Genomic DNA, 22,838 nt, shown 5'->3' with positions numbered 1-22,838 from the left:
GTTTGAAAACTTTCAAAGTGTGATACAAAACTTAACTTTCTAAATCCTTAAACTACCCTAGCTTAATTATTCTGGGGTAGTTTATGCTAATGATATCATTTTAATCAAAAAAATGATTTAAAAACTTATACCCACACTAAAGCGAATACCATCTATAGTATGAGAGTTTCCAAAACGATCGTGTGGTCTTTGGTATTCATACTCAAGTCCTAAAGAAAGCGGGATAATCGCAGGCTGCACTCTTACGCCAGCATTATAGCCTAAAGTATCATCATAATACTCACTAAAATGCGAATAATTCGCCCCCACATAAGGCGTAGCATAAAAAGCGATAAGATCAAGCGTATAACCTAAAGAAAGTCCGTATTGCCAATTTGTAAAATCGCTATAGGCATTATCCATCTTTGTGTATCTTACTTGAGGTGTGATGACAAGGTTATTTGCACCAACCCATACGCGTCCGTATGCACTCCAATAATTACGCGTATCGCCATCTACATTGACTCTTTGGGCTCCAGCACCGATTTCTGGCGTAAGTTCAAAGCTCCCAAGCCTAAAGCCAAATACCGAACTTATGCAAAGTAAAGATATGAAAACTATCTTTTTCATTGTTTCCTTTCTTAAAATTTAAATTTTTAAGCTTAATCATAGCTAAAAATATTTAATTAAACTTAAATTTAAGCTTTTCTTCAGGAGTAAGCGCTCAGTATAGCGGTGGTGTATTAGTTATTTTTATATTTTTTAAGAGTTAAAATACATTCTTTTAAATATTTTTGCTACAACCATGGCCAAATCCCAAAGCAAAATTTTGACTTTTTCACATAATATAGTGTATTATTTTAGGAAGAAAGGATTTGAAATGCAACACAACGCAATAAAAAATATTTTAATTATAGCAGCGGTGGCTTTTTTAGCTCTGATCTTTAGTGCATGCTCACCTAATCATCTTGTATATAATCAAGAACAAAGCGCATCTTTGGGTTTTAATGTAGATGAAAATAGCGTGCTTGAAAACCCAGCACAAGATCAAATTCGTGTGTATGCAGCAAGGACAAATTTTTTTGGTACCCTTGTAAGTTATGATTTTAATGTTAATTATTCTCCTAAATTGCAAGACTCTGAGTTAGTGAATTTCAAAGATTTTGATGATAAATTAGGAGCGATGAAATTTCCAAATAAATTCAGCAAAGATTTAAATATAGAGGAAGGCAAGCCTTTAGCCCTAGTTGCTTCAACTACTGATTTTGGGCAATACTCATTTTTATATTTTACACCTACAAAGGGTAAGATTTACTGCGTAAAAGGAAATGTTATCTTTGGAGCTATTGTTGGACGCCCAAATTTAAGCTTCATTACTAAAGAAGAATGTGAAGAATTATTTAGCGAATAGCCTCATCAAAGAGTGATTTTTCACTCTTTGAATTTACTTCCCACAACATAAATCATCATTGCTAAAAAACAACAAATCATCATGATAAGAGCTAAAGAAAAAGTATCATTAGCATTAAACTTACCCACTAAAAATGAGATCAAGCCAGCAAAGCCAAACTGAATGCTTCCAAGCACAGCAGAAGCGGTTCCAGAATGCTCTTTAAATCTAGCCATGGCTATGGTGGTTAAGTTTGGCATCAAAAAGCCAAGCATAGCGATGACAAAAAACAAAGGCAGCTCAAAGGCTAAAAAGCTATCTGAAAAATGAAGCGCAAACAACATCACGCTGATAATAAACATCACAACAAAGGCACGCGGTAAGATAATGAAAGGTGAGGATTTAAGCACTATTTTTGCATTGATATTTGCAAAGATGACAAAACCAAGAGCATTCACTCCAAATAAAATTCCATATTCTTGCTTACTCAAATCAAACATTTCACTAAAGATATACGAAGAGCTTGTGATATAGGCAAACATTCCGCCCATAGCTAAGGCTCCAGCGACAACATAGGCTAAAAAAGGCTTGTCTTTAAGCACAAAAGCATAGGATTGCAAGGTTTCTTTGTTTGAGAATTTCACATCTTTTTGTGGTGGGGCTGATTCTTTAAGCCAAAAGACTATAAGTGCGAGTAAAAGCACACCTAAAGCAAATAAAGTCGCAAAAATACTATGCCAAGAAAAAAATTGAAGTAGCAAAGAACCAAAACTTGGCGCAAGCATAGGAGCAAGCGAGCTTACAACCATCATTAAAGCAAATACAGCCGCAGCTTCTTTAAGCTCAAAAAGATCATTGACTACAGCTCTAGCGATCACTACCCCAGCACAACCGCCCAAAGCTTCTAAAAAACGCAAGAAAATAAAAGCATAGATATTGTCAATCAAAAAACACCCAAGGCTTGAGAGTATAAATAAGCCTATACCTACATAAAGAGGCTTTTTTCGCCCAAAAACATCGCTTAAGGGTCCATAAATGAGCTGCCCTAAAGCAAAGGCGATGAAAAAACTTGCTAAGGAAAGTTGGGTTAAATAAGGGCTTGTTTGAAAGCTGTGTTGGACATTTTCAAGCGCAGGTAAATACATATCGGTTGAAAGTGGAGCCACGCTTGACATTAAAGCGAGTATAAAAATGAGTTTAAATTTATGAAAACCTTGAATTTGCGTTGTTTTTTGCATATTTTTTGCCTTTGAAATTCTATAATTAAGATTACAATTTTAACAAAAAAATCTTAGAATAATTTAAAAAAACATTGTTTCTTCTTTGCTATAATACCTAAGCAAATTCAAAACAAAACAGCAAATTTACCTTTTTTTAAAGACAAATGTTGTAAAGTATAAAGAAAATTTTTAAGGAAAATAATGCTTCCTTTTAGTGATGAAGAACTTATAGAACCAGCTAAAGCAAGTTTGGCTAAAAACCTTTACATACTTGAGCGAGATGGCGGGGGGCTTGAGTTTTTGGGCGTAAAAAATGGAGTGGTGTATATCAAACTTATAGGAGCGTGTAGCGGTTGTGTGGCAAGCCATACGACTTTAAAATATGCCCTTGAAAAAAATCTTAAAATCGACATTCATCCTGATTTAACTTTGATCAATTTAAATGGTGGTAAAGATGAGTTCGCAAAGTTATAAAGCACTTGGTATAAAAGCATTTAGAGAAAATGACTTTCATAATGCCAAGCTTTTTTTTGCCCTTGCATATGAAAAACGCAAAAATCAAAAGCTTTTAGTCTTTATTAGCCTTTGCACGCTTGCTTTAACAAGCTATGAAGAAGCGGTTTTGCTTTTTGAGTTTTATTTAAAGCATTATAAGCACGCAAGCATAGTCAAGGATATGGAAAAGCTTTTAAATGTCAGTGAATCAAGATCAAATTTGGCTAAAAATCTTAAAGATGATGAAAACAAAGCTCTAAGTTATAAGGACTTTTTAGAAAGTGAAAAAGAGCTTGGTTTTAAGCAAAGCTTTGAAAATGTGATCTTTGCGAACAAGCTTATCATTAGCGATAAAAATGATTTTTTAGACTTTTTAGAAAAATTACTTGATAATGGCTATGAAGAAGTAATGCTTAATTATCTTGAAAACACAAGCACGATTTTTAGTGGAAATCAAAAATTTGAAAGGCTCAAAGTTCGCCTTTTAGAAAGCAAAAAATGAAAATTCACTGCGAGCAAGGCTTTATAAGCGATAACACCCTAGAATGTGAAGCAAATGATTTTTGGCTTAAAACAGCTCAAAATGAAAGCTTTATAAGGCAAGCTGAGGAAAAAAAACTAAAGATTATCACGCCCTTAGAATGCAAAAAACTTTTAAACATAGATGAAAACATCAAACTTATTGGCATAACAGGCACAAATGGCAAAACAAGCACGGCAAATATGATAGCCTTTTTCTTGCAAAAACTTGGCTTTAAAGTTTTTTTATGTGGCACAAGAGGGGCGTTTTTAAATGGAGTTTTGGTTGATGAAAAAGGCTTAACGACCTCGCCGATTTTAAAAACCTTGTCTTATCTTTATCAGGCAAGCAAGGCTAAATGTGAGTTTTTTATCATGGAAGTCAGCTCTCATGCTTTGGTGCAAAATCGTATAGAAAGCCTTGAATTTGCAGCTAAAATTTTTACTAATTTAAGTCAAGATCATTTAGATTTTCACAAGAGTTTTAAAGCCTATCAAGAAGCAAAAGAAAGCTTTTTTACAGATGAGAAAAGCTTGAAATTCATCAACAAAGACGCTTTAGTCATACAATATAACCCCAAAAATGCCTTTACTTATGCGGTTGAAAATGAGGCTGATTATAAGATCATAAGCTATGATTTAAACAAGGGTATTAGTGCAAAGCTTGTGTGTAAAGATAAGGAGCTAAATTTTCATTCTCCTCTTGTTGGACTTTTTAATCTATACAATCTCCTTGCAGCGCTTGCTTGTGTGCTTAAACTTACAAAATGTGATATAAAGGCTTTAGAAAAAGCTGTGAGCGAATTTAAGGGTGTTGAGGGCAGGATAGAAAGTGTAGCTTGTGGTGTCATCGTTGATTTTGCTCATACTCCAGATGGTATAGAAAAAGTTTTAGAGGCTTTAAATTATAAGCCTTTAATCGTAGTCTTTGGAGCAGGAGGGGATCGTGATAAAAGCAAACGCCCCTTAATGGCTCGCTGTGCTTTAAAATACGCTAAAACACTTATCATTACAAGTGATAATCCACGTAGTGAAGAGCCTATGGCTATCATCAAAGATATTCAAAGTGGTATCAAAGAGCATATGCAAAATGTTTTTATTGAAGTGGATAGAAAAAAAGCCATTGAAAAAGCTTTAAAATTACAAACTAAAGACGATTTTGTTGTGATTTTGGGAAAAGGCGATGAGAATTATCAAGAAATTAAAGGCGTAAAATACCCATTTAGCGACAAAGAAGTGGTGCAAGAGCTTTTAAAAAAATGATAAAAAAATGATTTATAATCAAAATTTAGCTAAAATTACTTAAAAATTTAAGGAAATATATGTTTGAAAATATGGATTTTTCTAAGGTTGGCGAATTGCTTAAAAATGCAGAAGCAAAGGCTAAGGAATTTGAAGAAGAATTAAGCAAGAAAGAATTTAGTGCTAAAAGTGGCGGTGGTTTGGTAAAAATAAGTGCAAATGGTAAGGGCGAGATCATCGATGTAAGCATTGATGAAAGTTTGCTTGAGGATAAAGAGTCTTTGCAAATTTTACTCATTTCAGCTATAAATGATGCTCTTGCCATGGTGAATCAAAGCAGACAAAGCTTGGCTGGAGATATTTTAGGAGGATTTAGGTGATGAAAAAATACCTTTTATTGTTTTTTGTAAGTATATCTTTTGTGTTTGGGGTTGAGCGTCCTAAATTTGAAGACTTTGCAGCGTGCTTTGTCAAAAATAAAGCCAGTGTTTTAGTGTATGAGGGCTTGCAAGCCTTTGCTTTAAGTGAAAATTTACTCGCTGTTTTACCGGCAAATGGCAAAAAACTCAACCGCTATGTCAAATACGATCCTTTTTTAAATTTATACCTTGTAAGAACTGATTTTAGCTTATTTCCTACTAAAAGATATGATGAGCAAAACCTCACTCGTAATGATTGGGTGGGTATAATTGATGATAAAACTCCTTATATAGGGCATTTAAAATACTTAGCTCAAAATTTAGATGAAAGAGATCAGCTTGATTTTGCAACTAAGGTAGGACAGCTTAACACGCCTTGTTGTTCTATGCTTGGTATTAGTTTAAGTGATGGTTCTTTTATAGGTAATCGTTATTTAGATCATTTTGCAAAATACAATGATGTGTATTGGGGCGATGTGGGTGTGGATTTTGCTTTTAGAGATAATAAAATTTATGTGCAAAATGTGCGAAAAAGCGGACAATTTCTTGTCAATGATGAGGTTGTAAGCCTTGATGGAGAGGCAGCCAATGATTTACGCAAGCTGAATGAAAAAATTCTCTTTGCCGATCGTGGCGCGACGCTGTATTTTAGAGTGCTAAGAGATAATCAAGACTTAAATATCTCAACTGAAGTTTTTAATAAAGACTTAAGCACTCTAAGTTCAAGTGCAAGGGCGATGAGTGCAGCTCTTGATCCAAATGTGCGTCAAAGACAAGCAGCTGCAGCTGCTGCTAGAGCACTTTTTACTTCAAATTTGGGCTTAAGCGTAAATAGAGCCTTAAACATTGTAAGGGTAGAACCAAGAAGCAAAGCAAGTACAGCCGGCTTTTTGGTGGGCGATAAAATTTTAAGGGTAAATAATCAAATCATCAATTCTCAAGATGATTTACAAAGAGCTTTTAATGCAAACAATGAACTGAATATACTCATATCAAGAGCGAGTAAAAATTTACCTATACAAGAGCAAAACTCAAATCCAATAGGCGATGGAATGTTTCAGTTTTTTATAAGGCTTACGAAGTGAAGCACGATATTTTGGGGCTTTTCAAAGCGTATTTGAATGCAAATTTGCCCCAAGTGCAAAGTTTTCATCCTTTTTTTAATGAAGCCTTAGCTAAAATGCTAAAAGCTGGAGGAAAGCATTTTAGAGCCCAGCTTCTTTTAAATGTGGTTAGTGTAAAAGAGCCTATCTTGCTTGAAAAAGCTTTAAAAGTGGCTTTAGCTATAGAGCTTATCCATACTTATTCGCTTATTCATGATGATTTACCGGCTATGGATAATGCTGATTTTAGGCGAGGTGAGCCAACTTTACATAAGACTTATGATGAAACTACAGCGATTTTAGTAGGCGATGCTTTAAATACTGAGGCTTTTTTACTTTTAAGTGAGGCTGAGTTTGAAGCTGAGCTTATAATAAAGCTTGTTAAGAGTTTGGCTTTAAATGCTGGGCTTAAAGGTATGGTTATAGGGCAGGCTATGGATTGCTTTTTTGAGGATAAAAAGCTTGATTTAAAAGAGCTTGAGTTTTTGCATATACACAAAACCGCAAAACTTATAGCAGCAAGTCTTCAAATGGGGGCTTTGATTTGTAAATTTAATACTAAAGAATGCGAAGAGCTTTATAAACTAGGACTTGATCTAGGGCTTTTATTTCAAATCAATGATGATATACTTGATGCAACAAGCACCAAAGAGCTTGCTGGAAAGCCAACAAAGCATGATACCCACAAAAACTCTTTTGTGAATTTACTCTCACTTGAGGGGGCTTTAAAGGCAAAAGAGGATTTAAATGCAAAATGCCTTAAAGCCTTTGACACACTAGATAAAAACTTAGCTTTAAGCCTAAAAACACTGGTGCAAACCTATCTTTAAAAAGGAATAAAAATGAATTTTGATCTACTTCAAAAACAAGCTGATACTTTAAGATTTTTAAGCGCTGATATGGTGCAAAAGGCAAATTCAGGACACCCAGGCGCGCCTTTGGGACTAGCTGATATCCTTACTATCTTAAGCTTTCATTTAAAGCACAATCCTAAAAATCCAAGCTGGCTTAACCGCGACCGTCTTGTGTTTTCAGGCGGACATGCCTCAGCTTTGCTTTATAGCTTTTTACACCTTAGTGGTTATGATTTAAGTTTAGATGAGCTTAAAAATTTCCGCCAATTGCATTCAAAAACTCCAGGACACCCAGAGATCAGCACTTGCGGGGTAGAAATAGCCACAGGTCCTTTAGGACAAGGCGTAGCAAATGCAGTAGGCTTTGCTATGGCGGCTAAAAAAGCTCAAAACCTACTTGGTAGCGAGCTTATCAATCACAAGGTGTATTGTTTTTGTGGAGATGGGGACTTAGAAGAGGGCATTAGTTATGAGGCTTGTTCTTTAGCTGGACTTCATAAGCTTGACAATCTCATCTTAATCTATGATAGCAACGCCATTTCAATAGAAGGCGATGTAAGTTTAGCCTTTAACGAAAATGTTAAAATGAGATTTGAAGCACAAGGTTTTAGTGTTGATGAGATTGATGGACATGATTTTGATGCGATAAATAACGCCATAGAGCTTGCAAAACTCAGCAAAAAGCCAAGTTTAATCATCGCAAAAACTACAATCGCCAAAGGTGCTCTAGAGCTTGAAGGCTCACACCACAGCCATGGTGCACCTTTAGGAGCTGAGCTTATCAAAAGAGCAAAAGCAAAAGCTCATTTTGATGAAAATCAAGATTTTTTTATCAGTCAAGAGGTAAAATTTGCCTTTAGTGCAGGCTTAGAGCTTGGAGATTTAGAAGAGGCAAAATGGCAAAGTCTGCTTGAAAAATCAGGCAAAAAAGACTTACTTGAAAGGCTTTTAAAGCCAAATTTTAATGAAGTTGCGTATCCAGACTTTAAGGGTAAAAGCGTAGCCACTAGAGATAGTAATGGTGCAATTTTAAATGCCATTGCTGCTAAGATAGAAGGCTTTTTGGGAGGTTCAGCTGATTTAGCTCCAAGTAATAAAACCGAGCTTAAAGCTATGGGGGATTTTATAGAAGGAAAAAACATTCATTTTGGCATAAGAGAACACGCTATGGCAGCGATAAATAATGCCTTTGCAAGATATGGGCTTTTTGTGCCTTTTTCAGCAACTTTTTTTATCTTTAGTGAGTATTTAAAACCGGCTGCAAGGCTCAGTGCTTTGATGAAATTAAGGCATTATTTTATCTTTACGCACGATAGTATAGGAGTTGGAGAAGATGGACCAACGCACCAGCCTATAGAACAACTTAGCACCTTTAGAGCCATGCCAAATTTCTTGACCTTTCGTCCAGCTGATGGGGTTGAAAATGTTAAGGCTTGGATCTTTGCTTTAGCTCAGGATTTACCTTGTGCCTTCGTTTTAAGCCGTCAAAAACTTGAGGCTTTAAATGAGGGTGTTTTTGGGGATGTAAAAAATGGAGCGTATTTGCTTAAAGAGGCTGATAATGCTAGTATAACCCTTCTAGCAAGTGGAAGTGAAGTAAGTCTTTGTTTGCAAACGGCCAAGCTTTTAGAAAATAAGGGCGAGCGAGTTAATGTTGTTTCTATGCCTTGTTATGAACTTTTTGAAAAGCAGGATAAAAGCTATCAAGAAAGGCTTTTAAAAGGCGAGGTTATCGGCGTTGAAGCCGCTCATTCAAATGAACTTTATAAATTTTGTGATAGGGTTTTTGGTATAGAAAGCTTTGGTGAAAGTGGCAAAGATAAAGATGTGTTTGCATACTTTGGTTTTGAGCCAAATAAGCTATGTGAGTTTGTGCTGAAGCGATGAATAAGCTTAAAGAGCAAAGAATTCAAATCACTGGAGTGTGGGATAAAGACACTTTAATGAGCCTAAAAAACTCCGTGCAAATTCAAAAAGATGCTAAAAGTGTAGTGTTTGATTTCTTCGCCCTTGTTCGCATAGATACAGCCGGCATTTGCTTTTTTTTGGCTTTAGAAAATGAGCTTAAGGCAAGCAATATTGCTTTTTCAAGGATAAATTTAAATGAAGCCACTCTTGATCTGTTTAGGCTTTGTGAGAAAAATTATACTCAGGATTTACCTTTAGAAAAAAAAGGCTTTGAATATGATGATTTTTTGGTTCTACTTGGTAAGAAAAGCCTAGCAAATTTACAAGCGATTAAACGTTTTATCATTTTTACAGGCATGGTTTTTGCAAGCTTTTTTCATTGCTTGCGTCGCCCCCATGAATTTCGTTTCATCGCCTTTTTATATCATATAGAACATAGTGCTTTAAGGGCTTTGGGTATCATTGCTTTAAGTTCTTTGCTTGTAGGCGTGGTTTTAGCTTATCAAGCAGCATATCAACTCGCTCAATTTGGGGCAAATATCTTTATCGTTGATTTAGTAGGTATTTCAGCTACAAGAGAAATCGCCCCTTTAATCGCAGCCATTGTTATAGCTGGTAGATCAGCAAGCTCTTATACAGCCCAAATTGGGGTGATGAAAATCACTGATGAGATTAATGCTATGAATACTATGGGCTTTGACTCAGCTCGCTTTATCATTTTACCACGCGTTGTAGCCTTAACCTTAGCTATGCCTTTAATCGTCATCGTGGCTGATTTTGTGAGCATACTTGGGGGTATGGTGATAGCAGATTTAAATTTAGGCATTAATTATATGGAGTTTATCCGCCGTTTTAAAGAAGCTGTAGAGCTCAAGCATATCATTATAGGTGTAGCTAAAGCTCCTATGTTTGGCTTTTTGATTGCACTTATTGCTTGTTTTCGTGGCTTTGAAGTAAAAAATACCACAGAAAGCATAGGAATTTACACGACAAAAAGCGTTGTAAATGCGATTTTTTGGGTGATTGCTTTTGATGCGATTTTTTCTGTTTTTTTAACTCAGGCAGGTATTTAATGAATGTGATTAAAGCTTCAAATATCATCACTAACTTTGGTAAAAAATGCATTCATGATGGGGTGAGTTTTGAGGTAAAAGAAAATGAAATTTTTGGTATTTTAGGTGGTTCTGGAAGCGGAAAATCAGTGCTTTTAAAGCAAATGTTGATGCTTGAGCATTTTGATGGTGGGGAGTATGAAATTTTTGGTAAGAAACTAAGCAATATCAGTGAAAAAGACGCTGCTTTTTTGAGGCAAAATTGGGGAGTGGTGTTTCAATTTGGCGCACTTTTTAGTTTTTTTAATGTTTTTGAAAATATAGCCTTACCTTTAAAAGAATACACCAAATTAAGCCCAAGCTCTATCAAAGAGCTTGTTTTTATGAAGCTTAAAATGGCTGGGCTTGATGAGAGTGTGGCTACGCTTTTTCCAAGTGAGCTTAGTGGGGGTATGGTAAAAAGGGTGGCTATTGCTAGGGCATTAGCGCTTGATTCTAAGCTTTTGTTTTTAGATGAGCCAAGTTCTGGGCTTGATCCGCATAGCTCAAGGGAATTTGATGAACTTGTTTTAAGTCTTAAACGAGGCTTTAAACTTAGCATTGTTATGGTTACACATGATGAAGAAACTATGAAAAATGTTTTGGATCGCTTTTTGATCTTAAAGGATAAAAAAGTGGCTTTTCTTGGCACTCAAAGCGAGCTTTTAGCTCAAGATGAGGCTTTGTATAAAAGATTTATGGGGTAGGGTATGGAAAATAGGGCAAATTATTTGTGGATAGGAATTTTTGTTTTTGGGGTATTTTTTGCAAGCTTATTTGTCTTGATCTTTATGAGTGGTTTTTCACATAAAGAAGAATTTAAGCTTTATCAAATTTATACCAAAGAATCAATCTCAGGACTTGGTATAAAAGCACCGGTAAGATTGCTTGGGGTTGAGGTTGGCAGTGTGGAGGATACAAGCATAGACGCACAAAATGGCATAGGGGTAAAAATACTCATAAAAGTTAAAGCCAATACGCCCATTTATGAAAGCACCTATGCAACCTTGCAACTTCAAGGTATCACAGGGCTTAAGTATATAGAGTTAAAAAGTGATGAAAGCACATCAGTGCCGCTTCAAACAAGTGATGAAAATATCGCGATCATTAAAACCAAAGAAAGCTTTTTAGCAACCATAGATAAGCAAAGCGATAAGCTTTTTGACTTGCTTGATTATACTAATCAAAGTGCAAGAATGATACTTAGCGATGAAAATGTAAAAAATTTCTCCATACTTTTAAAGAATTCAGCCTCAGCCTCAGCATTTTTTTCACAAACGCTTAGGGATTTAAGCCTAGCTTCTTCAAAAGTAGCTAAGGCTGCTGATTCTGTGTATCTTGCGTCAAATGATTTTTCTGAGTTTAGTCAAAAAGGCTCTTTGGCTTTAAATAATCTTGATTCAAATTTAAACAATAGCCTTGCCTTGCTTGAAAGCTTGCTTATAAGGCTTAATGCTTTAAGTGCAAATTTAGAGCAAAACCCTTCTGACTTGCTTTTTAAAAGTACGCAAAAAAAATTAGCCCCAGGAGAATAAAATGAAAGCAAAAGCGATAAAAAGCATATTTTTACTATCTATAAGCCTTTTGTTTATCAGTGCTTGCTCTTTAAGTCCTAAGCCCCAGCCTGCTTTAAATGCGTATTTGCTTCAAAGCGATGAGAGTATGAAAAAGCTTTCTAGCGCGCAAAATAAAGTGCTTAAAATCAATTCTGTGCAAGCCTTGCTTTATCTTAAGAGTAATGAAATTGCTTATATTCAAAATGGCGAATTTGGTATATATGCTAAACATATATTTAAAAGCTCGCCAAGTAGTGCTTTTGAAGCCTTGCTTGCATATAAACTTGAGCAAAGCGAACTTTTTAAGGCTGTTTTAAGCTATAATACCCAAGCAAATGCGGATTTGTTTTTAGAAAGTAGATTGCATAATTTTGAGCAGGTTTTTGAAAAAGATAAAAGCTTTGTTAATACAGCTTTAAGTGTCAATTTAATCGACGCAAAAAACAATAAAATCCTTGCTCACAAGCATTTTAAATTTCAAACCAATATAAAAGAACAAAACATCAATGCTGTGATTGAAGCATTTAACACAGCCTTAAATCAGCTTGGAAATGAAGTTGTTTTTTGGCTTGAAAGTGAAATAAAAACGGCACAATGATGATTGATTTAAAAAGTTTAAGTAAAATGCCTTTTTTGAATTTCTTTTAAAGGTGGCATTTGCAAGATATTTTTAATGCTCTTATTTTAGGTGTGGTAGAGGGTTTAACTGAGTTTTTGCCTGTAAGTTCAACAGGACATATGATCCTTGCTACTAGCGTTTTAAACATACAAATAAATGATTTTTGGCGTTCTTTTCTTATCATCATTCAGCTTGGTTCTATTTTGGCTGTGATTTTTGTTTTTTGGCAAAAACTTAGTAGGAGCCTTGAAATTTGGCTTAAACTTGCCTTTGGTTTTATCCCAACTGGACTTATTGGCTTGGGTGTAGCTTCTTTTATCGATACACTTTTTCATCCTTTTATCGTCGTTTTTATGCTTATTTTTGGGGGTTTTGTCTTTATTTTTATAGAAAAAGCACATAAAAATAAAACTTATGCGATCAATACCCTTGATGAAGTAAGTTTTAAGCATGCTTTTTTTATAGGTTTAATCCAATCTTTAGCCATGATTCCTGGCACCTCAAGAAGTGGTGCTAGCATAATAGGAGGCTTATTGCTTGGCTTAAATAGAAAAACAGCAGCTGAGTTTAGCTTTTTGCTTGCCATTCCTACTATGTTTATAGCAGCTGGATATGATATTTTTAAAAACCATGAAATACTCTTAGCACAAAATGCTTTTATGCCTCTTTTTGTAGGCTTTGTTACAGCTTTTGTGGTGGCTGTTTTTGTGATTAAGTTTTTTCTTAAATTTATCTCTAAATTTGATTTTGTGCCTTTTGGGTATTACCGCATTATCTTAGGAATTTTATTTTTGATTTTATTTGCAAGCGGTATTTTAAATACTGAAAATTTCAAGTTTTGATTTGTATTTTATGATTTTAGCTCTTTTTTATAAAAATTTTATGAAATTTAAAATAAGCTTAAGGCTTGCAAAGCTACAATTATACTTATTTTTTAGGAGTTTATGAATTTGAGCAAAGAATGTATTGCCTACACAAAAACAAACAGCACTGCAGCTAGCCCCAAAGAATACTATGAAAGTGATTTTATCCTTGATACTCAAAGCCTACAAGATAGCACAAAAACAAGTGAATTTCAAGAACTTTATCTTGATAATTCCCCAGCCAGCCTTTGTCTTTTGCGTCATTCTTGTGCGCATTTGATGGCTCAGGCTATTAAAGCTTTGTATCCTGAGGCTAAATTTTTTGTTGGTCCTGTGGTTGATGAGGGTTTTTATTATGATTTTAGAGTAAATGCTAGGCTTAATGAAGAGGATTTAGCTCGTATTGAAGCTAAGATGAGAGCATATGCTGAACAAAAGCTTGACATCAGCAAATATGAAATTGACAAAAGCGAAGCAAAGCTTAAATTTCAAAATGATGACTTAAAACAAGAAGTTATGCTACGCATTCCAGAGGGTAAGGTAAGCATTTATAAGCAAGGGGATTTTGAGGATTTATGCCGTGGTCCTCATGTGCCAAATACAAAGTATTTACAGCATTTTAAACTCACTCGTGTGGCTGGAGCTTATTTAGGAGGCGATGAAAAACGCGAAATGCTTACACGCATTTATGGCACAGCCTTTGCAGACAAACAAAGCCTAAAAGAATACCTTCACATCATAGAAGAAGCTAAAAAAAGAGATCACAGAAAACTTGGCAATGAACTTAAACTTTTTGCCTTTGATGAGCAAATTGGTGGAGGCTTGCCTTTGTGGCTTGCAAATGGTGCAAAAATGAGAAGTCGTTTGGAGCAAATTTTATACAAAATCCACCGCTTAAGAGGCTATGAGCCTGTAAGAGGACCTGAGCTTTTAAAGGCTGAGGTATGGAAGATCAGCGGACATTATGATAATTATAAAGAAAATATGTATTTTACGCACATTGATGAGCAAGAATACGGCATAAAGCCGATGAACTGCGTAGGACATATTAAAATTTATCAAAGTGAGGTGCGAAGTTATAGGGATTTACCTATAAAATACTTTGAATACGGACTTGTGCATAGGCACGAAAAAAGCGGGGTTTTGCACGGACTTTTTAGGGTGCGTGAATTTACTCAAGATGACGCACATATTTTTTGTATGCCAGCTCAGATTAAAGAGCTTGTTTTAGAAATACTTGATTTTGTAAGCTCACTCATGCGAGCCTTTGGCTTTGAATATGAGATGGAAATTTCAACCAAGCCTGCTAAGGCTATAGGAAGTGATGCGGTTTGGGAACATGCTACAAAGGCTTTAAAAGAAGCTTTAGATGAACAAGGCTTAAAATACGGCATAGATGAGGGTGGCGGTGCTTTTTATGGTCCAAAAATAGACATAAAAATTACTGATGCTTTAAAAAGAAAATGGCAGTGTGGGACTATACAAGTGGATTTTAACCTGCCTGAACGTTTTGAGCTTGAATACACCGCAAGTGATAATACCAAACAACGTCCTGTAATGCTTCATAGAGCTATTTTAGGCTCTTTTGAACGCTTTATAGGCATTTTAACTGAGCATTGCGGAGGCGAATTTCCATTTTTCATCGCTCCAATTCAAGTGGGTATAGTGCCTATCAATGAAAATCATATAAACTATGCAAAAAGCATTCAAAAAGCCTTGCTTGAGTGTGGGGTTGATTCAGCTATCTATGATAAAAATGAAAGTTTAAGTAAAAAAATCCGCACCGCAGAAAAGCAAAAATTACCAATGATTATCGTTTTAGGCGATGAGGAAGTGGCACAAAACAGCGTTGCTCTAAGGGATAGAAGAGCTAAAACTCAGGCAAATATAAGCCTTGAGGACTTTTACACTTTGATAAAGGAAAAAATGAATGAGGTTGTGTTTTGAGTAAGGAAAAAGAAGTATTTCTTAATGAAGAAATAAGAGCAAGCGAGCTAAGATGCGTTGGCGATGGTGGAGAAGTTTTTGGAGTGCTATCACGTGATGAGGCTTTAAAATTAGCACAAAATAAAGGACTTGATCTAGTGCTAATCGCCCCTGATGCTAAACCTCCAGTTGCTAAAATCATGGACTTTGGCAAATACCGCTACCAACAAGAAAAAAAGCAAAAAGAAGCCAAGAAAAAACAAAAAGTCATAGACATAAAAGAGATCAAACTCTCAGTAAAAATCGCCCAAAATGACATCAATTACAAGGTAAAACACGCTCTTGAATTCCTAGAACAAGGCAAACATGTCAAATTTAGAGTTTTCTTAAAAGGACGCGAAATGGCTAGCCCAGAAGCTGGCGTAGCCTTACTTGAAAAAATATGGCAAGATATAGAAGATAAAGCAAGCAGAGACAAAGAACCAAATTTTGAAGGACGCTATGTCAATATGCTTGTGGTGCCTAGGAAATAAATATTATAAAGGAGTGACTTATGCCAAATTTAAATGAAAAGCTCGATAACAATAAAATCGATTTAGAGCTTAAAAACATAGGCCCTATCAAAGAAGCAAAACTTGATATTTCAGGACTTAGCGTAATTGCAGGAGAAAATGATAGCGGTAAAAGCACTGTAGGAAAAGCTTTGGTTGCTACAATCAAGGCACTCAATGTTGCTTCTTATCAAGAGCATAAAAATAGGACTTTTAATTATAAAAAAAATAAAAAAGATGCAAGCTATTCAATTGTTGTCGCAAGCGCGTTTAATAACAAGTTTATGCGTCCTCTTTTTGAAAATCAAATTAGCAAAAATGGAAGCATTTCTTTGAAACAAATTGATTGCTCCGTCACTTTTCCTATAGTAGAAAATGAATGCAAAACTTTAGAGAAACAAGGGAATAAAAAAATATCACTATGGGATTGCACAATGATACAAACCCCATTTGTCTGGGATTGGTATGATTTTTTTGATTCGTTGGGTAAAAAAGAAAGGAAAGAAATTGAGCAAATTGAAGAAAGACAAAAAAGGATTTTTTATCCATTTTTAATGAAAAATGTTTTTGACTTATTAGAAAAAAAACTTAATGATGCGGATATCCAAATTCAATATATTATTGATTCTATTAGTGAAATCATTGGCGGAACCTTAGTTAAACCGGAAAATAAAAATTTCAAATTTCGTAAAAAGAACAATGAAGAATACATTGATATAGCCCTTAAAAATGTTGCAACAGGGATTAAATTTTTTGGACTTATTCAAATCTTACTTAGAAATGGACATGCAAGGAAAAATAAGCTTTTAATTTTTGATGAGCCAGAAAATCACTTACATCCAGCATGGCAAATAAAGCTTGCTGAAATTTTTGTTCGACTTTCAGGAGAAGCTCAAATTCCTATCATCGTTAATACACATAGTCCTTATATAATAGAAGCTATTGATAAATATGGTAGAAAATATGAAAAAGAGTTTGGAAGGCAATTTGTAAATTTTTATTTTGCGGATAAAAATAAAAAAATAATTGAAAAGATAAAAAATGATAATTCAGCCACACTAGAACAAATTTATAAAGCTCTTGAAAAACCTTTTGATGTTTTAGCTGAATTAGACTATAAAAATATGGAATATTAATGGCGGATTTATTAAAACTGAAAAACACCTTCAAAAATTATGAAGTAAGACTTAAAGAAGCTGCTAGTAAGGACAATTTTATATGTGAAAGTGATGATAAGGTGATTTATTTCGATGAATTTATAAAACAAGAATGGAAAAATTATATAGAACAGCCAGCACAACAACCAAGTTCTTTTGATGCTTTAAAATTGAAAGGTATACAAGAAGTCTATTGTATAGAATTTGCTAAAAATACGACAATTCATGGTGAAGGAGAATTAAAGAAAAAATTTGAGGATAGTTTTAAAATCCTGCAAAAAATATTTCAGCAAAATAATATAAACCACAAAAATTTAACTATTCGTGCATATGTGGTTTATGAACAACACGCTCCTAGACATCGTCTTTCTTTTAATATCCATCGCAACGCAATTGAAGCGGAATTAAAGCAAATAAAAGTTTTTAATAAAATTCTAGTTTTTGTTAATATTAAAAATGAAGCAAAAACACATTATAAAAAAATATTCAATGCAAAAAACATTAATTGTTTTGATTTATAGTTGTTTATAACTAATTATTACACAAGGATAATAAGAATAATGCAAGCCGATTTACATAAAGTGATATTCTTAAATCAAGGTAGAATCCCTAAATATAAAATAAACCTAGACTTTTTCTGCTGTGAAAAAATATCAAAATTAAGCCCACTTTAAATGTATAAAAATACCTCAACTAGCAATCAACCCAGTAAAGAAGAACTCCTTTCCTTACTCAAAAAACATTTTTCCTACACAAGCTTTAGAAAAGGGCAGTTTGAGCTTATGAGTGAAATTCTAGCCCAAAGAGATGTTTTGGCTTTAATGCCTACTTCAGCTGGGAAGTCTTTGTGTTTTCAGCTTCCTGCTTTGGCTTTAGATGGACTTACTTTGGTTATCACTCTGCTTAATTCTTTAATGCAAGATCAAGTTTTTGAGCTTCAAAGTAAAAATATCCCTGCTTTTTGTATAAACAGCACTCAAGATTTAAGTCAAAATGAGGAAGTTTTTAAAGAGCTTAGAAAAGCTAGGGTAAAACTGCTTTATGTTAGTCCTGAACGCTTGCAAAATGAGGCTTTTTTAAATTTTATCAAAAAGCAAAAAATCGCTCAAATCGCTGTTGATGAGGCACATTGCATTAGTGCTTGGGGGCAGGATTTTCGCCCATCTTACCTGCAAATTGCTGATTTTATAGAAAAACTTGGACAAAAAGTCGTAGTTTCAGCTTTTACAGCTACAGCTACGCCTTTGGTTAGAGAAGATATTATCTCAGCTTTAAGGCTTAAAAATCCTTTCATTTTAAGCTCTGGTTTTCATAGAGAAAATTTGTATTTAGAGCTTTTTAAGGGCAGTTTAAAGCAAAAATTTGCTAAATTATTTACCTTTTTGCAAGATTTTAAAGGACAAAGTGGCATAGTCTATTGTATGACAAGAAAAATCACAGATGAATTACACAAAAGGCTTTATATAGAGGGTTTTGAGTGTGAAAAATACCACGCTGGAATGGAGGCTGATGAAAGGCTAAAAGCACAAGAGAGTTTTATGCAAGGTAAAACAAGTATTATGGTTGCTACAAATGCTTTTGGTATGGGGATTAATAAAAAAGATATACGTTTTATAGTGCATTTTAATCTGCCTAAAAATTTGGAGCATTATTATCAAGAAATAGGCAGAGCCGGTAGGGACGGACTTAAAAGCTCTTGTTTATTGCTTTTTAATGAAGGCGATATAATGATGAATAAAAAGCTTATTTGCACTGATGATAAAGCTGAAAAACTCATTCAAAACGAGCTTAAACTGCTTGAGGCTATGCAAGGCTTTGCTTTTCATAAGGAATGTTTAAAAGCCTATATTTTAGCTTATTTTGGGGAGGATTTGGGGAGAAATTGTGATTGTTGTATCAATTGTAAAAGTGAGTTTGAGCTTCAAGACATTAGCATAGAAGCTCAAAAAATCCTTTCTTGTATCATTAGAATGAATGAGGGCTTTGGTATAAGCTTTGTGAGTGAAATTCTAAGAGGTATATCAAGTCAAAGAGCTGTGAATTTAGGCTTTGACAAACTTTCTACCTTTGCCTTGATGAAAGAAAAAAGCAAGGCTGAAGTTGATACACTCATCAAAGAGCTTTTAACTTTAAAGCTTTTAGAGCAAAGCAAGGACAAATATCCTGTTTTAAAAACCCTGCCAAAGGCTAAAAAGGTGCTTTTTAATAATGAAAAAGTATTTTTAAAAACAAGATTAGAAGATAAAGAGCATATGCTCGAAAAAGAAAGCAAAATACCAAAAAGCAAGGCTCATAGTTTTGAGCTTGAAAGCAAAGACGAAGCTTTGTTTTTAGAGCTTAAAAAGCTAAGATTAAAGCTAGCACAACATGAAAACAAAAAAGCCTTTATGATTTTTAGCGATAAAAGTTTGATTTCTATGTGTAAGCTTAAACCTCAAAACGAGCTTGAGTTTAAAGCAGTCTTTGGAGTAGGCGAAGAAAAATTTAAAAACTATGCGAAAGATTTTTTAAGCCTCATTTCAAAGGTAGAACATGAGTGAAAATAAAGCCTATCTAAAAGAACAAATCATCACTTATCTAGGCAATAAACGCTCGCTTTTACCCTTTTTAGAGCAAGGTTTTGAATTTGCAAAACAAGAGCTGAAAAAAGAAAAGTTAAGCTTTTTGGATATTTTTAGTGGAAGTGGGGTGGTGTCACGTTTTGCTAAGGCTCATTCAAGTTTTATCATTGCAAATGATTTAGAGCATTACTCAAAAATTATCAATGAATGTTATCTAGCAAATCCTAGTCAAAAAGAGCTTCAAAGCTTGCAAAATTATCATCATAAGTTAAGCCATAATCTAAAGCCTCAAAAAGGCTTTATCAGCGAACTTTATGCCCCAAAAGATGAACTTAAGATCAAGGCTGGTGAAAGAGTATTTTATACCCCAGCAAATGCTTTGTATCTTGACTCAATGAGACAGCTTATTAGCAAAGAAATTCCAAGCTCCTTGCAGCATTTTTTCATTGCTCCTCTCATCTATGAAGCCAGTGTGCATGCAAATACAAGTGGAGTTTTTAAGGGCTTTTATAAGGATAAAATGGGGCTTGGTAAATTTGGTGGCACAGGAGAACATGCACTTAAACGCATAAAAGGACAAATGAGCCTTAAAATGCCTGTATTTTCAAATTTTTCTTGTCCCTTTGAAGTTAGACAAGAAGATGCTTTAAGCCTTGCTAAAGAACTTGATAGTGTGGATTTAGCGTATTTTGATCCACCTTATAATCAGCACCCTTACGCTTCAAATTATTTTATGCTTAATTTAATCGCTACTTATAAAAAACCAAATGAAATCTCAAAGGTTTCAGGCATACCAAAAGAGTGGAATAGGAGTGATTTTAACAAAGCAAGGCTAGCTAGTGAGGCTTTATTTGAGTTGATCTCACATACAAAGGCAAAAATCATCTTGCTTTCTTATAATAACGAAGGTTTTATCAAAAAAGAGGAGTTTTTAAAAAAGCTTGCCAAACTTGGAAAATGCCACATTTTAGAGCAAAAATACCCAGCCTTTAGAGCAAGTCGCAATCTCAAAGATAGAGCCTTGCATATTAAAGAGCACCTTTATATCTTAGTGAAAAGCTAAAAAGTAAAACTCGCACGAAAAAACATTGCAAAATTCAAGAAAAAGTTCAAATTGTGATACAATATTTTATAAAAACTCAAAGGAAAAGCTCATGCAAAGCTTGCAAATTCTTTTTACTCTCATAGGCGTAGCTATAGTAGCTTATTTGGTGCTTAAAAATTACAATCCCATTTTCATTTTCTTTTTTTCTGGCATAATCTTTTTAATGTCAGCATATTATTTAAGTGGAGTGCCTATCCCAAGTAGTGTTAAGCACACTGAAGCAACTTTTTTAAGCAACATCATGGATAGTTTTGTTTTTATCAGCGATACCTTTAAGAAAAACTTAGCTGGGGTGGGGCTTATTATCATGTCTGTGGCAGGTTTTGCAGCGCTTATGAAGCACATTAATGCTTCAGCAAAACTTGCTTATCTTGCAAACAAACCCTTAGCTAAGGTAAAAAACAAATATCTCGTTTTAAGCGGCACTTTTGTAGTGGGTATGGCACTTAAGATCGTGATTTCAAGTTATGCTGGCTTGCTTATTTTACTTCTTGCCTGTATTTATCCGGTGTTGCTTGCTCTTAAAATTCGCCCAATTACTGCTGTGAGTGTGCTTTCTTTAATCGCACTTGATTATGGTCCAAAAGATGGAAATTCCATTAACATGGCTGAGATGGTTGGGCAAAAAGACAATGTTATAGGTTTGTTTTTAAATTATCAAATTTATAGTGTGATCGCTTATGTGGTTTTAATCGCTGTGTTGATACCATTTTACTTTTCTTTTATGGATAAAAGAGATAGGATAAAAGGCATTAACAACGAAGAGGTTGAAATTCCAAAGATTGAAAATCCACAATGTCCTACCTATTATATCTTTTTACCTTGGCTTCCTATAGTCTTTCTTTTTGTGGCGTATTTTTTACAAGTTAAACTTGATGTGATTACTGCAAATTTTATCAGCATTGCCATAGTGTTTATCCTTGAATACGCAAGACACAGAAACGCTAAAAAACTTGGCGAAGATATGGTAGTGATCATTAAGGCTATGGCTGATATTTTCATCTCGGTTGTAAGCATTATCATCGCTGCTTCTGTTTTTGCTGAGGGTATTAAAGCACTTGGTGGTATAGGGATAGTGGCTAATGCTATTTCTTCTATGGGAGCTTCAGCTGTGATCTTAAGCATAGCACTTTTAAGCTTTATTGTGTATTTTGCTAGTGTGATTATGGGAAGTGGCATTGCTGCGTTTAATGCCTTTGGAAGACTTGCCCCAGATATAGCCGCAAAGCTTCATATAGAGCCTATAGTTTTGGTTTTGCCTATAGAGATCGCTTCTTGTTTGGGGCGCGCAGCTTCGCCGATCGCTGGCGGGATACTTGTTTTAGCAGGATTTTCAAAGATAAGTCCTATAGCCATAGTTAAAAGAACAACCCCACTTTTACTTGTAGCTATGCTTGTTAATATCATCGTGGCTTGGAGTTTTACTTGGTAATGTTGTATATTAAGGTTTTTTGTTTGTTAAATTTAGGGTATCATTTCAGCACACATTTTAACAAAAGGAGAAAAAATGCCATTACTTGATAGTTTTAAGGTAGATCATACCAAAATGCCAGCTCCAGCGGTGCGTCTAGCAAAAACGATGAAAACACCAAAAGGTGATACTATAAGCGTGTTTGATCTGCGTTTTTGCGTGCCAAATAAGGATATTTTACCAGAAAAAGGCATTCACACTTTAGAGCATTTGTTTGCTGGTTTTATGAGAGATCATTTGAATTCAAATGAAGTTGAGATTATTGACATTTCGCCTATGGGTTGTCGCACCGGTTTTTATATGAGTGTTATTGGCACGCCAGATGATGAAAGCGTGAAAAAAGCGTGGCTTGCAAGTATGCAAGATGTTGTTCGTGCGACTCAAATTCCAGAAGCAAATGAATTTCAGTGTGGCACTTGCAAGCTTCATTCTATCGATGAAGCAAAGGCTATCGCTCAAAAGGTGCTTGATAGTGGTATTGGTATAATGAATACTCAAGAGCTTTTATTGAAGGATTTAGCATAAGCCAAATTGTGCTTATTATGCAAGATAGATCGTAAAAGACTATTTTATCACTACCTCAAAAAGATGAAGTTTAAATAAGATTTGAATTTCATCTTTATTTAAAAACTGCTTTTAGAATTTTCATTTATTTTTATTATCTATCTTTGAGTATTTTTGGTATTAAATTCTTATAAGCAAAAATAACCCAAGCCCCATCATCATAAACAATCAAACAAGGCTTGCGTGAAAGAGTAAAAGTTAAGTTAAATAAAGCCTTAAAACACAAAGCTTAAACAAGGTAAGGA

23 protein-coding genes are annotated in these 22,838 nt (G+C 34.6%); 21 read left to right on the top strand and 2 right to left on the bottom strand.

The annotated features are described in order from the left end of the window. Positions 1–117: 117 nt before the first annotated feature. Positions 118–609: a hypothetical protein gene (locus tag CQA38_RS01970; RefSeq protein WP_137632335.1), complete on the bottom strand. Its 492-nt coding sequence runs from the start codon at positions 607–609 to the stop codon at positions 118–120. Between the two features lie 250 nt (positions 610–859). Between CQA38_RS01970 and CQA38_RS01965 the strand changes: the two genes are divergently transcribed. Further along, positions 860–1,390: a hypothetical protein gene (locus CQA38_RS01965; protein WP_137632334.1), complete on the top strand. Its 531-nt coding sequence runs from the start codon at positions 860–862 to the stop codon at positions 1,388–1,390. Between the two features lie 20 nt (positions 1,391–1,410). Here the strand turns inward: CQA38_RS01965 and CQA38_RS01960 are convergent, their stop codons facing one another. Further along, on the bottom strand, positions 1,411–2,607 hold the full coding sequence (locus tag CQA38_RS01960) for a multidrug effflux MFS transporter (RefSeq protein ID WP_137632333.1): 1,197 nt from the start codon (positions 2,605–2,607) through the stop codon (positions 1,411–1,413). A 183-nt stretch (positions 2,608–2,790) separates the two neighbouring features. Between CQA38_RS01960 and CQA38_RS01955 the strand changes: the two genes are divergently transcribed. The 20 genes from CQA38_RS01955 (at position 2,791) to luxS (ending at position 22,554) form a co-directional block, all read left to right on the top strand. Next, complete coding sequence (locus CQA38_RS01955; protein ID WP_137632332.1) at positions 2,791–3,063, top strand: NifU family protein; 273 nt, start codon at positions 2,791–2,793, stop codon at positions 3,061–3,063. Continuing rightward, entirely contained in the window at positions 3,044–3,586 is a 543-nt protein-coding gene (locus tag CQA38_RS01950; RefSeq protein ID WP_238386903.1) for a histidine kinase, read from the top strand. Before CQA38_RS01955 ends, CQA38_RS01950 begins: the two co-directional genes overlap by 20 nt. After that, positions 3,583–4,866 carry a UDP-N-acetylmuramoyl-L-alanyl-D-glutamate--2,6-diaminopimelate ligase gene (locus CQA38_RS01945; protein ID WP_137632330.1) on the top strand — a complete coding sequence of 428 codons (1,284 nt, stop codon included), beginning with the start codon at positions 3,583–3,585 and terminating at the stop codon, positions 4,864–4,866. Before CQA38_RS01950 ends, CQA38_RS01945 begins: the two co-directional genes overlap by 4 nt. A 59-nt stretch (positions 4,867–4,925) precedes the next feature. Further along, positions 4,926–5,225: a YbaB/EbfC family nucleoid-associated protein gene (locus tag CQA38_RS01940; RefSeq protein WP_034905286.1), complete on the top strand. Its 300-nt coding sequence runs from the start codon at positions 4,926–4,928 to the stop codon at positions 5,223–5,225. Next, positions 5,225–6,349 (top strand): PDZ domain-containing protein, encoded by a 1,125-nt coding sequence (locus CQA38_RS01935; RefSeq protein ID WP_137632329.1) that lies wholly within the window; start codon positions 5,225–5,227, stop codon positions 6,347–6,349. Before CQA38_RS01940 ends, CQA38_RS01935 begins: the two co-directional genes overlap by 1 nt. Before the next feature lie 8 nt (positions 6,350–6,357). Continuing rightward, complete coding sequence (locus CQA38_RS01930) at positions 6,358–7,197, top strand: polyprenyl synthetase family protein (RefSeq protein WP_137632618.1); 840 nt, start codon at positions 6,358–6,360, stop codon at positions 7,195–7,197. Positions 7,198–7,209: 12 nt separating this feature from the next. Then, a complete protein-coding gene (gene tkt / locus CQA38_RS01925; RefSeq protein WP_137632328.1) occupies positions 7,210–9,108 on the top strand; it encodes a transketolase in 1,899 nt (632 codons plus the stop codon). Continuing rightward, the gene (locus CQA38_RS01920) at positions 9,105–10,202 is read left to right on the top strand and encodes an ABC transporter permease (protein WP_137632327.1); all 1,098 of its coding nucleotides are present in this window, start codon (positions 9,105–9,107) and stop codon (positions 10,200–10,202) included. Before tkt ends, CQA38_RS01920 begins: the two co-directional genes overlap by 4 nt. Continuing rightward, positions 10,202–10,927: an ATP-binding cassette domain-containing protein gene (locus tag CQA38_RS01915; RefSeq protein ID WP_137632326.1), complete on the top strand. Its 726-nt coding sequence runs from the start codon at positions 10,202–10,204 to the stop codon at positions 10,925–10,927. The genes CQA38_RS01920 and CQA38_RS01915 overlap by 1 nt, the downstream gene beginning before the upstream one ends. A 3-nt stretch (positions 10,928–10,930) precedes the next feature. After that, positions 10,931–11,755 carry an MlaD family protein gene (locus CQA38_RS01910; protein WP_137632325.1) on the top strand — a complete coding sequence of 275 codons (825 nt, stop codon included), beginning with the start codon at positions 10,931–10,933 and terminating at the stop codon, positions 11,753–11,755. A 1-nt stretch (position 11,756) separates the two neighbouring features. After that, positions 11,757–12,374, top strand: coding sequence for an ABC-type transport auxiliary lipoprotein family protein (locus CQA38_RS01905; protein WP_137632324.1), 618 nt, complete (start codon positions 11,757–11,759; stop codon positions 12,372–12,374). A 59-nt stretch (positions 12,375–12,433) separates the two neighbouring features. After that, entirely contained in the window at positions 12,434–13,237 is an 804-nt protein-coding gene (locus CQA38_RS01900; RefSeq protein WP_137632323.1) for an undecaprenyl-diphosphate phosphatase, read from the top strand. A gap of 102 nt (positions 13,238–13,339) precedes the next feature. After that, positions 13,340–15,205: a threonine--tRNA ligase gene (thrS, locus tag CQA38_RS01895; RefSeq protein WP_137632322.1), complete on the top strand. Its 1,866-nt coding sequence runs from the start codon at positions 13,340–13,342 to the stop codon at positions 15,203–15,205. Further along, positions 15,202–15,717, top strand: a complete 516-nt coding sequence (gene infC, locus CQA38_RS01890; protein WP_137632321.1) for a translation initiation factor IF-3 — start codon at positions 15,202–15,204, stop codon at positions 15,715–15,717. The genes thrS and infC overlap by 4 nt, the downstream gene beginning before the upstream one ends. 20 nt (positions 15,718–15,737) lie before the next feature. Then, positions 15,738–16,871, top strand: coding sequence for an AAA family ATPase (locus CQA38_RS01885; protein WP_137632320.1), 1,134 nt, complete (start codon positions 15,738–15,740; stop codon positions 16,869–16,871). Further along, on the top strand, positions 16,871–17,413 hold the full coding sequence (locus CQA38_RS01880; RefSeq protein WP_137632319.1) for a hypothetical protein: 543 nt from the start codon (positions 16,871–16,873) through the stop codon (positions 17,411–17,413). The genes CQA38_RS01885 and CQA38_RS01880 overlap by 1 nt, the downstream gene beginning before the upstream one ends. 153 nt (positions 17,414–17,566) lie before the next feature. After that, positions 17,567–19,432, top strand: a complete 1,866-nt coding sequence (recQ, locus tag CQA38_RS01875; protein WP_137632318.1) for a DNA helicase RecQ — start codon at positions 17,567–17,569, stop codon at positions 19,430–19,432. Continuing rightward, positions 19,425–20,516 (top strand): DNA adenine methylase, encoded by a 1,092-nt coding sequence (locus CQA38_RS01870; RefSeq protein ID WP_137632317.1) that lies wholly within the window; start codon positions 19,425–19,427, stop codon positions 20,514–20,516. Before recQ ends, CQA38_RS01870 begins: the two co-directional genes overlap by 8 nt. A gap of 91 nt (positions 20,517–20,607) precedes the next feature. Continuing rightward, positions 20,608–21,990 (top strand): C4-dicarboxylate transporter DcuC, encoded by a 1,383-nt coding sequence (gene dcuC / locus CQA38_RS01865; protein ID WP_137632617.1) that lies wholly within the window; start codon positions 20,608–20,610, stop codon positions 21,988–21,990. Between the two features lie 75 nt (positions 21,991–22,065). Further along, the gene (gene luxS, locus CQA38_RS01860) at positions 22,066–22,554 is read left to right on the top strand and encodes an S-ribosylhomocysteine lyase (protein ID WP_137632316.1); all 489 of its coding nucleotides are present in this window, start codon (positions 22,066–22,068) and stop codon (positions 22,552–22,554) included. Positions 22,555–22,838: the final 284 nt, after the last annotated feature.

It is taken from the genome of Campylobacter sp. MIT 12-5580, from assembly GCF_005406235.1.
Lineage (GTDB): Bacteria > Campylobacterota > Campylobacteria > Campylobacterales > Campylobacteraceae > Campylobacter_D.
This window is presented reverse-complemented; position numbering and strand designations above follow the sequence as displayed.